This window comes from Candidatus Viadribacter manganicus (assembly GCF_001679665.1).
Classification (GTDB): Bacteria; Pseudomonadota; Alphaproteobacteria; order Caulobacterales; family Aquidulcibacteraceae; genus Vitreimonas; species Vitreimonas manganica.
Map to the genome: position 1 here is coordinate 828,104 of NZ_CP013244.1, position 12,282 is coordinate 840,385.

At 62.3% G+C, this 12,282-nt stretch carries 15 protein-coding genes and 1 pseudogene; 4 read left to right on the top strand and 12 right to left on the bottom strand.

Annotated features, from left to right (window positions below; genetic code table 11):
* The first annotated feature begins 60 nt into the window (after positions 1 to 60).
* Positions 61 to 1,806, top strand: coding sequence for an ArnT family glycosyltransferase (locus ATE48_RS04450; protein ID WP_066768205.1), 1,746 nt, complete (start codon positions 61 to 63; stop codon positions 1,804 to 1,806).
* Here ATE48_RS04450 and ATE48_RS04455 read toward each other — a convergent pair.
* Entirely contained in the window at positions 1,766 to 2,650 is an 885-nt protein-coding gene (locus ATE48_RS04455; protein WP_228126787.1) for a glycosyltransferase, read from the bottom strand. The two genes, ATE48_RS04450 and ATE48_RS04455, sit on opposite strands and share 41 nt — an antisense overlap.
* Before the next feature lie 325 nt (positions 2,651 to 2,975).
* Between ATE48_RS04455 and ATE48_RS20400 the strand changes: the two are divergent.
* A pseudogene (locus ATE48_RS20400) lies at positions 2,976 to 3,098 on the top strand (hemin receptor); the annotation flags it as partial.
* Between the two features lie 146 nt (positions 3,099 to 3,244).
* Here the strand turns inward: ATE48_RS20400 and thrS are convergent.
* The 7 genes from thrS to ATE48_RS04495 form a co-directional block, all read right to left on the bottom strand.
* The gene (gene thrS, locus ATE48_RS04465; RefSeq protein WP_066768211.1) at positions 3,245 to 5,176 is read right to left on the bottom strand and encodes a threonine--tRNA ligase; all 1,932 of its coding nucleotides are present in this window, start codon (positions 5,174 to 5,176) and stop codon (positions 3,245 to 3,247) included.
* A complete protein-coding gene (gene yidD / locus ATE48_RS04470) occupies positions 5,173 to 5,502 on the bottom strand; it encodes a membrane protein insertion efficiency factor YidD (RefSeq protein ID WP_066768212.1) in 330 nt (109 codons plus the stop codon). Before yidD ends, thrS begins: the two co-directional genes overlap by 4 nt.
* Positions 5,503 to 5,649: 147 nt before the next feature.
* Positions 5,650 to 5,976, bottom strand: coding sequence for a hypothetical protein (locus ATE48_RS04475; RefSeq protein WP_066768214.1), 327 nt, complete (start codon positions 5,974 to 5,976; stop codon positions 5,650 to 5,652).
* Between the two features lie 3 nt (positions 5,977 to 5,979).
* Positions 5,980 to 6,270, bottom strand: coding sequence for an LptA/OstA family protein (locus tag ATE48_RS04480; RefSeq protein WP_066768216.1), 291 nt, complete (start codon positions 6,268 to 6,270; stop codon positions 5,980 to 5,982).
* Positions 6,271 to 6,337: 67 nt separating this feature from the next.
* On the bottom strand, positions 6,338 to 6,742 hold the full coding sequence (locus ATE48_RS04485; protein ID WP_066768217.1) for an MmcQ/YjbR family DNA-binding protein: 405 nt from the start codon (positions 6,740 to 6,742) through the stop codon (positions 6,338 to 6,340).
* Positions 6,739 to 7,059 carry a hypothetical protein gene (locus ATE48_RS04490; RefSeq protein WP_066768218.1) on the bottom strand — a complete coding sequence of 107 codons (321 nt, stop codon included), beginning with the start codon at positions 7,057 to 7,059 and terminating at the stop codon, positions 6,739 to 6,741. Before ATE48_RS04490 ends, ATE48_RS04485 begins: the two co-directional genes overlap by 4 nt.
* On the bottom strand, positions 7,056 to 7,487 hold the full coding sequence (locus ATE48_RS04495; RefSeq protein WP_066768219.1) for an iron-sulfur cluster assembly scaffold protein: 432 nt from the start codon (positions 7,485 to 7,487) through the stop codon (positions 7,056 to 7,058). Before ATE48_RS04495 ends, ATE48_RS04490 begins: the two co-directional genes overlap by 4 nt.
* A 64-nt stretch (positions 7,488 to 7,551) precedes the next feature.
* Between ATE48_RS04495 and ATE48_RS04500 the strand changes: the two genes are divergently transcribed.
* Positions 7,552 to 8,052: an SseB family protein gene (locus ATE48_RS04500; protein WP_066768221.1), complete on the top strand. Its 501-nt coding sequence runs from the start codon at positions 7,552 to 7,554 to the stop codon at positions 8,050 to 8,052.
* On the opposite strand, the gene ATE48_RS04505 is transcribed toward ATE48_RS04500, so the two are convergent.
* Positions 8,032 to 8,484, bottom strand: coding sequence for a hypothetical protein (locus ATE48_RS04505; protein ID WP_066768223.1), 453 nt, complete (start codon positions 8,482 to 8,484; stop codon positions 8,032 to 8,034). The two genes, ATE48_RS04500 and ATE48_RS04505, sit on opposite strands and share 21 nt — an antisense overlap.
* 5 nt (positions 8,485 to 8,489) lie before the next feature.
* The gene (locus ATE48_RS04510; RefSeq protein ID WP_156767596.1) at positions 8,490 to 8,936 is read right to left on the bottom strand and encodes a hypothetical protein; all 447 of its coding nucleotides are present in this window, start codon (positions 8,934 to 8,936) and stop codon (positions 8,490 to 8,492) included.
* A 101-nt stretch (positions 8,937 to 9,037) separates the two neighbouring features.
* Here ATE48_RS04510 and ATE48_RS04515 point away from each other — a divergent pair, with 101 nt between their 5' ends.
* On the top strand, positions 9,038 to 9,499 hold the full coding sequence (locus tag ATE48_RS04515) for a GFA family protein (protein ID WP_066768228.1): 462 nt from the start codon (positions 9,038 to 9,040) through the stop codon (positions 9,497 to 9,499).
* Positions 9,500 to 9,503: 4 nt separating this feature from the next.
* On the opposite strand, the gene ATE48_RS04520 is transcribed toward ATE48_RS04515, so the two are convergent.
* A complete protein-coding gene (locus tag ATE48_RS04520; RefSeq protein WP_066768229.1) occupies positions 9,504 to 10,958 on the bottom strand; it encodes a carotenoid oxygenase family protein in 1,455 nt (484 codons plus the stop codon).
* An 82-nt stretch (positions 10,959 to 11,040) separates the two neighbouring features.
* Positions 11,041 to 12,282 (bottom strand): serpin family protein, encoded by a 1,242-nt coding sequence (locus ATE48_RS04525; RefSeq protein WP_083197153.1) that lies wholly within the window; start codon positions 12,280 to 12,282, stop codon positions 11,041 to 11,043.

The window sequence follows — 12,282 nt, forward strand, 5'->3', positions numbered from 1 at the left end:
TAGGCGCACCCGCCAGGGCTGCAAAGCGTCACACTGATCGGCCAAAATGGCGATGTCCGCATGACTTCTCCTGTTTCTCCCGCCCTGTTTGACCAGTTCGCCCGTGGCTGGCGCGGCTATGTGCTGATTGCGCTCATCGCGCTGACATCCGGCCTCATTGGCGCGGCGCGCGTACCAGTCACCGACATCGACGAAGCGCGCTTCGCGCAAGCGACGCGGCAGATGGTCGAGAGTGACGATTACATTCGCATTCGGGTTCAAGACGCCGAACGCAATCGCAAGCCTGTCGGCATCTACTGGCTGCAGGCCGCTTCCGTGAATGCGATGCGCCCGTTCGTCGATCGACTAAACACGATCTGGCCCTATCGATTGCCTTCGGCGCTCGGACTGATGCTCGCGAGCTTGGCGACGCTGTGGGCCGGGACAAACTTGTTCGGCGCGCGCACGGGGTTTGTCGGCGCCGCGATCTTCGCTGTCGGCTTGCTCGCCGGCGTCGAGGGTATGCTCGCAAAGACCGACGCGGTGATGACCGGCTTCATCACGCTCGCGTTCGCTTCGCTCATACAATTGCGAACCGGCACGAAGCGTCCACGCCTTGTCGCGTTGCTCTTCTGGGCAGCGATCGGCTGCGGGATCATGATCAAAGGGCCATTGCCACCGCTCGCCGCCGGCATGACGCTCGCCGCACTCGCTTTCTGGGAAAAGCGCGCAAACTGGATGAAGCCGCTCGCGTTTTGGCCGGGGCCGCTGCTCGCGCTGGCAATCACGCTCCCATGGGCGATCTCAATCGGCGTCGTCACTGAAGGGCGCTTCTATTCCGAACTCTTATTGCGCGAGATCGGACCAAAGCTCGTTTCAGGCGGCGATCACCGTCACGGCGGCATTCCGGGCTACCATTTGCTCTGGCTGCCGCTCCTCATCTTCCCCGCCACGTACGCTTTGCCCGCAGCGTTGCGCTTGGGCTGGAGCGCCATTCGCGCACCGCGCCAAGACAATGCGCACGCGCCCTTCCGCTTCCTCATTGCTTGGGCCGTTCCGATTTTCGCGTTCTTCGAACTGATGCCGGCAAAGCTCATCCACTATACGTTGCCCGCCTATCCAGCGATCGCGCTGATGTGTGCGGCGGGACTCTTCGCCATGCGCGGCAAACGCTGGCGAACAACGCATCCTGCGGGCTTGGTCGCATTCGGCGTGTTCGGGGCGCTGATCGTGGCGCTGATGGCCGTCGTCTCGACGTTCATGCCGGGCTATCTGGCAGATGCCGGCGTACGCCGCGCTGTCGCTACCGCGCTGATCGGCGCAGGCACGCTCGCGGCCGCAATCGCCGGTCTCATCATGCTCCGACGCCCTACCGCGCGCGCGGCGATACTTGTCGCTTGCGCGCTGGTGCTTTCGTTCAGCTTACGTGGCCGCCTTCTCCCGGAAGCGCGCTCACTTTTCGTCAGCAACGAAGCCGCCGCCACGATGACACGCGCACGCCTGATGCCGCGCGAAGATCAGAACTTCTGGATCGTCGGGTACGAACAACCAAGCATCATCTTCATGACGCGCACCTGGGTGCATCTGGTTGAAATCGAAGATCTTGCTGAAACGCCGATCGCAGCCGGTGACGGCGTGATGCTCGAGGGGCGCGTACTCGAACAGGCGCAAACAGTGCTTCGTGCACAAGGCTTGGAATTTGAAGCGGCGGATCAGCCGGCGCAAGGCATGGCGATCGGACGCGGCGAATACATGACGCTCAACATTGGCCGCGTGCACGAGGCCGCTAGCGACGCGCCGGCGGGCGCCCGGCAATCAAATCCTTAAGCGCCAACAGCGTCGCCAGCGCCGGCCCAGCGACGCGCGCGAAGGCTTTTTCAATCGGCGTCTCGGCGCTCTTCACCGCAAACCTGGTCAGCCCCTGCACCTTCCGGCTCTTGCGCGCCTGCGCATATTCGAACTGCACGCCTGAAGCATCGGGCTGAAAAAGGACGCTACCGCCAGCAAGCGCCGCGCGGCGGCAAAGGTCGAGGTCGGCATAGTCGGTGTCGAATTGCTCATCGAAACCGTTAAGTTCGTTGAAATCGCCACGCGGGATAAGCATGAGCGCACCGGAAACGGCGCCAACCTTCGCCGCATCATCCCCCTTGCGCAGTGGGCGCGCCGGCCACTCCACCGCAACGGCGATGGCCGAGAACGTGTTCAGAGCACCCGTACGCGCGGCTTGGCGTTCGCGCCCTTCAAGATCAAGCAAACGCCCGCCAACGATCCAAGGCTGCTGGGCGCCGCCGCCAGCGGCCGCGAGACGGGCAACCGCGCCGCGCTGCAACACAACGTCCGCATTCAAAAACAAGAGCCAGCGCCCGCGCGCTTCGGCGGCGCCGACATTACCCGCAGCAGCCAAACTCAAACTCGGATCGGCCCGCACGACGCGAACGTCACGGCGGTCCGCTTCAAACGCCCGCAATGTCGATGAAATGTTTTCGGGGTTGTCGTGATCGACGACGATAAGCTCGTCGATCCAGTCTTCCGCCAACGCGCTGCGCAAACACAGATCGAGCGGCGCACGACCGGACGAATTGGCGCGAACCTTATGTGCGACGACGATGGCCGATACACGCGGCTCTAACGTAGCAGACGTCGACCGTGCGCGTGATGGATGCCTATCCAACGCCTTCTCCGCCCCCAATACCCACAGCTATCCTGGATGGTGGCGGCGGCGTCTGTAAAGACGCCAGGAGACTGCAATCCAGAGGAGCGCTCATTACGCCCTGAGATCGGGAGCGACGCGCCCGGCTGCAAGTTACCCAGCGCCGCACTGCAAATCCTGGCATTTTCGCAAAAATCGACCGCGCTCAGATAGGTCTAGTGCAAACCTCGTTCGCACGTGCGGCAAAGCTTAGGCCATAGGTAGCGGCCACATTTTACAGCGAATTGTTCGCGATCGAGCCCAGCCTTCGGACCCTCTGGTCGTCCAGGGCGAGAAGCTCATGACCATGCTGGGCCAAATCGTGAGCGGCCTCGAGGAGCCCGAAACCATTCTCCCAACGGCGCGCGAGCTGGCCGTGCGTCACGTTTCGTACGGTGTCGAGGCGCATCACTACGCCATGGTCGGCACGGCCCTGATGCGGACGCTGCGCCACGAGCTTGGCGCCCACTTCACGCCAGAAGCTCGCCAGAAGCTCGCGCCGCTTGGGCGGTCGCCCACCAGATGCTGTCGGATGTTATGCGCGAGGCGGCTTACGGCGCCCCGCGCACAGTCTAATCAGCGCAGCAAATCGGGCGGCGTAGCTTCCGCCACCAACGTCTCCTGCGCACTCACAAGCGACATCATGTGCTGCTCTTGGCTGCCGAAGCGCCGGATAGCAACGGTGCGATCTTCCGCTTCCTTCTTACCGACCACCGCAATCACCGGAACCTTCGCAAGCGAGTGTTCGCGGATCTTGTAGCCGACCTTCTCGTTGCGGAGATCGAGTTCGACGCGCAGCCCCGCCTGGCGAAGCGTCTTGGCGACATCTTCGGCATAGGCGTTCGCATCTGACGTGATGGTCGCGACAACCACCTGAACCGGCGCCAACCACATCGGAAACGCGCCAGCGCAGTTTTCGATCAGGATGCCGATGAAGCGTTCGAGCGATCCGAGGATCGCACGGTGCAGCATCACCGGGCGGTGCTTTTGCCCGTCCTCAGCCACGTATTCTGCATCGAGCCGATCCGGCAGCTGATAGTCGAGCTGGATCGTGCCAATCGTCCATTCGCGGCCAATGGCGTCCTTCACCGAGAAGTCGAGCTTGGGCGCATAAAATGCGCCGTCACCTTCAGCGATCACCGGTTCGACGCCGGCGGCACGCGCGGCGTTGAGCATCTGCGCTTCGGCTTTGTCCCAAAACTCGTCCGAACCCACGCGCATCTCAGGGCGCGTTGCGAGCGCGATCTTGTCGCTCGACATGCCGAAATCGGCATGGATGGATTTGGCGAGCTGGATGAAGCGCGTCGTCTCTTCTTCGATCTGGTCCTCGCGGCAGAAGATGTGCGCATCGTCCTGCGTGAACGCGCGCACGCGCATCAGGCCATGCAACGAACCTGACGGCTCATAGCGGTGGCAAGCGCCAAACTCCGCCATCCGCAGCGGCAGATCGCGATATGACTTCTGACCGAACTTGAAGATCTGCACGTGCCCGGGACAGTTCATCGGCTTCAGCGAAAGCGTCTCGCCCTCGACCGTCTCGCAGACGAACATGTTCGGACGGTACTTGTCCCAGTGCCCTGACTTTTCCCAGAACACCCGATCAAGCACCTGCGGCGTGCGCACCTCGACATAGCCCGCAGCTTCCAGACGGCGGCGCATGTAGGCTTCGATCGTGCGCCACAGCGTGAGGCCCTTTTCGTGCCAGAACACCATGCCGCGCCCCTCTTCCTGCATATGGAAGAGGTCCATCTGACGTCCGAGTTTGCGGTGATCACGCTTTTCAGCTTCTTCGAGACGCAGCAGATGCTCCTCGAGCTGTTTCTCGTCAGCCCAAGCCGTGCCGTAGATGCGCTGCAGCTGCTGGTTTTTCTGATCGCCGCGCCAGTAGGCGCCGGCGAGCTTCATCAGCTTGAAGGCCTTGCCGAGCTTACCCGTCGAGGGCAGGTGCGGGCCGCGACAAAGATCGCCCCACTTGTCGCCGTGGCTGTAGATCGTGATCGCATCGCCGGGCTTGATCACTTCATCGATGGTCTCGGCTTTGTAGATCTCGCCCAGCGCTTTGAAGTGCGCGATCGCGGCCTCCTTTTCCCAGACCTTTCGAATGATCGGCAGGTCCGCGTCGACGATCTCGCGCATCCGCTTTTCGATCTTGGCGAAGTCCTCCGTTGAGAACGGCTCATCACGCGCGAAATCGTAATAGAAGCCATCTTCCGTCACGGGGCCGAAGGTAACTTGTGTGCCGGGAAAGAGCTCTTGCACGGCTTGCGCAAGAACGTGCGCCGCATCGTGGCGCAAAACTTCGAGGCCATCTGCGCTATCGCGCATGACCAGCTCAAACTTGCCGCCGCCCTCAAGCGGACGCGTCAAATCCCACCAGGCGCCGTCGATCTTCGCGGCCACGACCTTCTTGGCCAATGATTTTGAAATGCCCTCTGCGACAGCAAGCGGCGTTACGCCATCGTCGTAACTGCGCTCGGCGCCATCGGGAAACTTAAGTGAAATGCTCATGACTTGCTCTTATCGAGTTCAATAGCTTCTGGCGGCGCACGATAGCCGCCCTTCCAATCGCCATATCGCCAAGGCCGCCACCACGAGTTCTTCTTGATCTCGCTCGGCGCCGGATCCCAGCCATGCCCGCCCCAGGGCGAACAACGGCAAAGACGTGCACCCGCCATCCAACTGCCGGCCCAGGCGCCATGCATGCGAACGGAGTCCGCGGCATAAGACGAACAGGTCGGCCGGTAGCGGCACGCATTGCCGATCAACGGCGAAAGCGTCCACTTATACAGCTGGATAAGGCCAAGAAGGCCCCGCGCAGGAATGCTCGGCGACATGACAACTACAGCGATTTGTTGGTTCTGGACCGGGGCCAAGCGCAGCCGCTGCGGCGCGCCCGATCTCGCGCCGCCGGCTTTAGTAGGTAGTCGTCGTGAGGAAACGCCGGTTCATGACGCTTGTTATAAGCGCTTCGGCGGTTTGGCTCAACCCTGGCCGGATGCCCGATCGACACGGCGGCACTGCACGATCGTGAACGCGCCCCAGCACTCCAAGTACGCGGCGCCCGGCATATCGAGCGTGTATTTCGAGGCGAGGTAAAGCGTCTCATAGCGCCCCTGACCCGCCATCATGCCAGTGACGAAATCGACGACGCCATCGAGCGAGATGCCGGTTTGCGCCTGCACCTCGCCCGTCTCTTCTTGCGTCTGCGTTTGCAGGAAGGCTTGCGCTGCTTCCTCATGCGCATCGCGCACCGGCACGGTGAAATACGCAGCGGCGCCGATGATGATCAGGAGGAGAAGCAGGCGCATCTTTTAGCCACCCGTACGCGTGTCAGCGGCGCGGTTGCATTGCACTTGCGTGAATGCGCCCCAGCAGGTCACGACCGGCTGATTGTCCAGCGTCACATTGTACTTCGCGGCGACATAGTAGTTGTCGTAGGCGCGATCGCCGGCAAGCGTCGTCGCGACGCTCTCAAAACCTTCGCTTACGCTCTGCGGATCGCTCAGCACCGCATTTGCCGCTTCACGCATCACAGCCTCTTCCGGCCGGGTGAAGTAGCCGGCGACGCCAGCGATAATCAAAAGCAGCACAATCCATTTCATACTTGCGTCCTCCCAGGGCTCCCCAAGCGACTGAAGCTAGCTGCTATTTGCGCCGCCCGGAAGCCGATCAGGTCGCTTTGCGACGCTTCGGAACCGCAGGCGGCGCGAAAGCGGCCGAGAGTTTCTTCGGCGCCACGGCCCGCCAGCTTTCATCTAGATAATCGATCAGCTTTGGCATGGGCGGCTTCGCCTTGGCGGTGAAACGGAAGGTGATCCAGCCGGCGCGGCCAAGGCCATACTCGGTGCGCTGCGCACCTTTGACCGCAAGCGCCTCATCGTTGCGGAACGGCAGCTTCATCGAAGCCGACCAGCCGCCCTTTTCGTCCTCGCCCATGAACAAGAAGGCCTTCTTGCCAGCGACTTTGAAAGCGTTGTGACCCCACGGGAAGTCCTCAACCGTTTCGGGAAACGCGAGGGCGGCCTTGCGCAATTCCTTCGCCAACGCGTGCTTTAGTTTTACCGTGGCGCTCATGGCTGCGCGCCCATGCAATGGCGATTGTTCACTGCGCTCACGATTTCAGCATTGATCTGGACAATAATGACATCGAAGCATGACGCGAACGCGTGCAGCGCGCTGCTACATTCGCTCATCGTCGCGCTATGGTGACATTGAAAATCCTGCGCTGTGAGATCGGCGATGAGCGCCGCCGGCAATTCATGCGGCTCGTAGCGGCTCGCAACATAGCCTTGCGCATCAATCAATAAGGCTGTCGTCGAAAAAGGTTCGCGCGGAGCCGGAGCGCTGGCGCACGCAGCGAGCGCTGCAACCAACACCAAACCGCGGATCACGTGACCTTCTTCTGGGCTTGATCCAGCGCTTCAACGGCGGCGTCAAAGGCCAACATCGTCGAGGCATGACGTGCAGGATAGTCGCGAACGCCCTCAAGGTGACGCAGCTCCCAAAAGCGTCCAACCGGCGGCGGTCCTTCGCCCTTGAGCATGGCGCGCAATGCGTCGCGCGCATCTTTGATCTCTTTCGGCGTTGCGCCAATGGCATGCATGGCGAGCACGCCTGTCGCCGCTTGACCGAGCGCGCAGGCCTTAGGGTGCACCGCGATCCGGTTCACGACGCCATCCTGCAAGCCGAGTTCAACGGTCACCACCGAGCCGCAAACGCGGCTGACCTTCGTCGCCGCCCCATCGGGCGCATCAACGCGACCCACGTGGGGGATATCGGCGGCCAATTCCATGATCCGCGGGTGGTAGAGGTCGTCCATTCGCCCTTATGTGGCCTTCCTTCGCGGGCAAGCAACGGGCAAAATCATCCGGTTGGAGCCGCCTATGTTGAGACGCACCCTGTTGATCAGCGCGCTTGGTGCTTGGCCAGCGACGGCGTTCGCACAGGCAGAGCAACCGGCCGCGCCGCGCGCGCAAACACCTGCTGGCCGGCCCGCGCCAATCACGCCCCAGAACGCGCTCGAATATGCGTTCGTGTCAGCGCTCACCAACGAGAATATGCGCCCCATCTTTCGGCGCTATCTGATGGAGACTCACGTCGCGCTCGCGCTCTCAGCGGCCGGTGAAGATTCGCCGCCGCGTGAGCTGCGCGTCCGCGAGGGATTCACAGCTGGGGCGATTTTCACCAGCGAACAGCGCCTAACCGATGCGCTCGGCGCGAATGCGCCGCACATCATGATCAATGGTCGCGCAGCTTTGACGCGGCTCGTCGGCAAGAATGTCGTGATCAATCCGGGCTACGTGCCGATGCTGACGCTCGAGCCCACCGACGTCGCGGCTTATTTGATGACGCCGGGCGAAGCCTCAGCCGGGCCCACCCAATAGGCCATCGCTGCCGCAGCGGCGATCATAAAGCCCACGCGTGCGCGCAAGGCGCCCATCGCCGCTCGTATCGAACAAATGGACCTGCCACGTGTGCGTGCAGCCGTTCGCGGTCGTTGTCTTGCGGCAGACTTGCGCCGGCGGATCGCCGCGATTGCCTTCGGCGCGCGGCGGCGCCGCTGTGCAATTAAAATCGTTCCTGCGCAAATCACCGGACACCGAAGCAATCTGCAAACCAGCGCCGTAGCGGCTCGTAACGCCCTGCTGGAATGTTTCGAGCGTCGCAGCTTCAGAGGCATTGCGCCAATCACCCAGGTTCACGGGCGTCGCCGGAATCGTCGCGGGGCCCGCCGGTTCCGTGACGCCGCCCGGCAGCGTGGCGCAGGCGCCCAAAAGCAGCGCGAGGCTAACGGTGATCGTGCGTGCGTACTTCATATCCCTCACCTATTCGCGCCGAGGCACATCTGCTCGAACCCGGCCACAGGTTCGCGCGCGCCGCGCTCGAGCACAACATACCAGTCAAACGCACATTGGCGCTCCATGATTTCGATGCGACAGTCGAGCCGGCGCTCGTCTTCACAAGCAAAGCCGTTGGCCTCCAGGCTGGCGCGGAGTTCGGCGTTGGTCTGGCCGGCAAAGCGTTGGCGGATCTGGGTCTGGAAGGCGGGCGCATAGACGCCCGGATCGGCCTGGCGCCATTGGCCGAAATCGATGCCGCCACGGGCTGGGCCCTCGGGCGGCGCTGACAGCGCTCTCTCGGTCGGCGGCGGCAATGCTTGCCCACGTTGGACCGGAAACGGCGAGGCCTCGCTTGCCGGCTCGCCACCACCGCCACCCGTGGCGCAGGCGCCCAAGAGCGCAACCATTGCAATCACCAATACCCGCATGCGTGTGTCCTTGATCCCGCGTCCGGGTGCTTAGTCGGGCGAGCGGGCATCTTCAAGGCGGCTCACCCCAACGCGCGCCGCGCCCATGCTAAGAGCGGCTAATGACACCAAAGAACGAAAAGCGCGCGCCAACGCGGGCGGAGGGCAAGTGCCTGTGCGGCGCAGTCGTGGTGGCGATTACCGCGCCCGCGCAATGGGCCTGGCACGACCACTCTGCGTCTACGCGCCGCGCACACGGCGCCGCTTACGCGACCTATGTCGGCTCCTGGGCAAGCCGGTTCCGCTTCCTGCAAGGCGAGGACAATCTCACGCGCTACGAAGACAAAGAACGCGGCGGCGTACGCAGCTTTTGCTCGACTTGCGGCTCGCCCGTTACGTTCCAGCGCAACAAGCAGAACATCAATATTCCACGCGCGCTGTTCTCAAGCGGCGTCGGACGCGAACCGCGCTACCACATCGCCATCGATGAGATGCAGGAATGGACCTATCTCGGCGAAAAGCTTGGGCCGTTAAAGGGCTATCCCGGCGTCGTTTGGACCGGCGCCAAAAAGAAGCGCGCGTGACGATCTATCGCGTCATACGATCCGCCGCCAACCAACAGGCGTGAAAACCTGAAGGCACGCGGATCGGCACTTCGAGCTGGGCGACCGGGCCATCACCAATGGCTCTCGCATCGAAAATATCGAGCGTTTCGCGGTTGAGTTTTTCGTTCCACTGGAACGCTACGACATAGCCGTCATCCTCCGCCACATAATCGTCCGCTGCCGCGAACCATGGCTCGGAATAGTAGCTGTGCGCTGGACTGTCCGACCATGCGCCCAAGCTTTCGCCGGTATCGAGGTCGCACTTGCGCACGCCGTACCATTGCAGCGTCCGCGTCTCGGAGTGATCGACGAAGTAACCAAAGCGCGTGCGCCGGCCCGAGAGGCGGCTGTTATAGGTCGGGAATTCGATGTTCCGATCCGCATCGAGCATCTCTTCGCTGGTTTGCCCAGTGCGCATATTCATGCGCCATACCCAAAGCCGCGCGTGCATCACCAGTTCGGCGACATCGCGCGCGGTGCGGACAGCATCGATTTCACCGTTCTGATCGAGGACAGGCATGTAGCGGCAGCCGCTCATGACCACCCAATCACCTTCCTCCCAAGCGTTGACCACGTGATAGATGAAGCACGGTGAGAATTCGAACCAACGGATCGAGTCTGCCGCGCCGTAGCGTGGAATGACGCCCAGCCGCGCCGGCAATGAAGGGTCGAATTTGACCTTGTGACGCCCAAGCGCAAAAGCGCTCTCCTCATACAACATCGGCAGATCGTGGAGGATCGAGTAGTGCTCGGTGATCGCCATATCGTGCGGCAGACGTGCGCCGGGCAAATCGATCGGCACGAAGTGCTTCAGCTTCCGGTCGGGCCCGACGACTCCGTAATGCATGTACGGCGCCTCAGCGCCGTAGTCGAAAAACATGAGCTCATCGGTCAATTCATCGACTTTGGCGTGCGCGGAAATGGCGCCGCCGCTTGCCAATACGCCGGGGCATTTGCCCTTGGTCTCGAGTGTGACGGGGTCGATTTCGTAGGCGTCGCCGGAGAGGTACCAAAGCGCCAGAACCCGCCCACCCTGCGCGACCAAATCGGTGTTCGCTGTGTCCTTCAGCGGCTTATCCGAGCCCTTGCGCGTCTCGCGCACGCCGACATGAAGACTTCTGCCGGCAGCGTCCTCGTTCTTCCACGCGTCGGTGCGGACCCAGCGATTGCGGTAGGTGACTTCGCCATTCTCGAAGCGCGCTGCGTGGATCATGCCGTCGCCATCGAACGGATGATATCGGCCTGTCGGTTCGAAGCGGATGTTAGGCCCGGCGCGCAAATAGACGCCGTTCAGATCGGCAGGCACCTTGCCCGACAGCACTTTCAGCTTTTGCGGGCCGAACTCGCCGCCGAGCGGTGCGAAATTGTTCATGAGCCCAGGGCCGTACGCATCGCCGTAGGGCGCCAAGCTGTCTTCAAACACTGCCAGCTGGGTCATGCCGATCCTCCTTGTCCATCACTTGCGTAACCGGACTGAATGAATCGGCCTTGATCGAGATCAATAGCGACGCTGGCCGCGATTAAATCTGCGCCACGCGGCCCATGAACAGCTTCGTGCCCGTCGGCTTGTGGCGGAGCACGATGAAGAACGGGTGATCCGCCTTGAACTCGATAGGCGGCGCTTCCGGCTGCGGCATGGCTGACGTCGCGCGCATGTCGATGGCAGTAACAGCGGCCGCTTCGGTGCCCTCTTCGTCGATCGCGAGGAAGGTCTTGTGAATGACAGCGCTGATCGCGAGCTGCTCTTGATCTGTAACGCCACTAAAATCCGCAGCGTCACTGAACGGGAGGCGCAATCCCAAAGCCTGGAGCTGCGGCGACAATTCATAGTCCGTGCGCATCTCAACCTTTGGCAACGTGACGTCGAGACGCGCGCGTTCAGCTGCATCAAGATCAACAAGCCAACGATCGAGCGTTGAGCCCATAAGATGCCGCTCAAACGCGGCAAGCCCATCGCGGGCCCGCGGCAAAAACAACGCCAGCGAGAACGCGCCATCGTCGTACAGGAACTCGGCCGCCTGAAAGCCTTCGCCTTCATAGTACGGCGTACGCATGACTTTATGCATCAAACGCGCGCGCTGCGTCGCGCCGCTTTCAGCGAAGAAATCTCCATCGCGTGTGGAGTTGGCGGAGAATTGCTGCTGCCACTTGCCTTTGAAATAGACGGCGTTGGTGAGCACCAAGCGACGCGCTGGATCCGGCTCAGTGAGAATTTCGGGGATGCGATCGCGCGTTTCGAGCGCAGCCCATGCATTGATCGTGCGCAATGCTGCGGCCTGGTTCGCGATGAATGGCACCGCTTCGATGGTGGCGCCAAGCTGTTCGCGGATCGTGCGCGCGTAGGCGGCGTTGAGATTCATCGTGCGCTCCACCCAGGCAGCGTTGGCGGTGGTGAACTCGCTGCGTCCAGTCTGTGTCGCCAGCGCATCGCGCAGCGCACGCGTCCGCGCAACTTGCGCCGCCACGTTGGCGTCAAAGCCGAAGGTTGCAGTCATCTCCGCCGCCGTCTGCCCACGCGCGCCCGGATAGAGCAGCGCGAACGCCGAAAGCACGCTGTAAGGCGAGACAAACTGATTGCCGCCTGGAGCAGCGAGCGCGCGATAGAGGCCAAGATCGAAAGCGTCAGGCAATGGCGTCATGATTGGCGCCGGCGTTGGATCGACACTGGGAGGCGGCGACGCACGATCCAGAGGTGCGCCCGCGCCAGCGCAGCCGGACACTGCCGCAGCCGCAGCAGATAAAAGTAACGCGCGACGGTGCAT

Excerpts from the sequence above, each read along its gene's own strand:
- ATE48_RS04515 (WP_066768228.1), top strand. The coding sequence starts at position 9,038 with ATGACACCAAAGAACGAAAAGCGCGCGCCAACGCGGGCGGAGGGCAAG.
- thrS (WP_066768211.1), bottom strand. The coding sequence starts at position 5,176 with ATGAGCATTTCACTTAAGTTTCCCGATGGCGCCGAGCGCAGTTACGAC.
- ATE48_RS04450 (WP_066768205.1), top strand. The coding sequence starts at position 61 with ATGACTTCTCCTGTTTCTCCCGCCCTGTTTGACCAGTTCGCCCGTGGC.
- ATE48_RS04525 (WP_083197153.1), bottom strand. The coding sequence starts at position 12,282 with ATGCACCGTCGCGCGTTACTTTTATCTGCTGCGGCTGCGGCAGTGTCC.
- ATE48_RS04510 (WP_156767596.1), bottom strand. The coding sequence starts at position 8,936 with ATGCGGGTATTGGTGATTGCAATGGTTGCGCTCTTGGGCGCCTGCGCC.
- ATE48_RS04485 (WP_066768217.1), bottom strand. The coding sequence starts at position 6,742 with ATGAGCGCCACGGTAAAACTAAAGCACGCGTTGGCGAAGGAATTGCGC.
- ATE48_RS04520 (WP_066768229.1), bottom strand. The coding sequence starts at position 10,958 with ATGACCCAGCTGGCAGTGTTTGAAGACAGCTTGGCGCCCTACGGCGAT.
- ATE48_RS04495 (WP_066768219.1), bottom strand. The coding sequence starts at position 7,487 with ATGGACGACCTCTACCACCCGCGGATCATGGAATTGGCCGCCGATATC.
- ATE48_RS04475 (WP_066768214.1), bottom strand. The coding sequence starts at position 5,976 with ATGCGCCTGCTTCTCCTCCTGATCATCATCGGCGCCGCTGCGTATTTC.
- yidD (WP_066768212.1), bottom strand. The coding sequence starts at position 5,502 with ATGTCGCCGAGCATTCCTGCGCGGGGCCTTCTTGGCCTTATCCAGCTG.
- ATE48_RS04500 (WP_066768221.1), top strand. The coding sequence starts at position 7,552 with ATGTTGAGACGCACCCTGTTGATCAGCGCGCTTGGTGCTTGGCCAGCG.
- ATE48_RS04480 (WP_066768216.1), bottom strand. The coding sequence starts at position 6,270 with ATGAAATGGATTGTGCTGCTTTTGATTATCGCTGGCGTCGCCGGCTAC.
- ATE48_RS04505 (WP_066768223.1), bottom strand. The coding sequence starts at position 8,484 with ATGAAGTACGCACGCACGATCACCGTTAGCCTCGCGCTGCTTTTGGGC.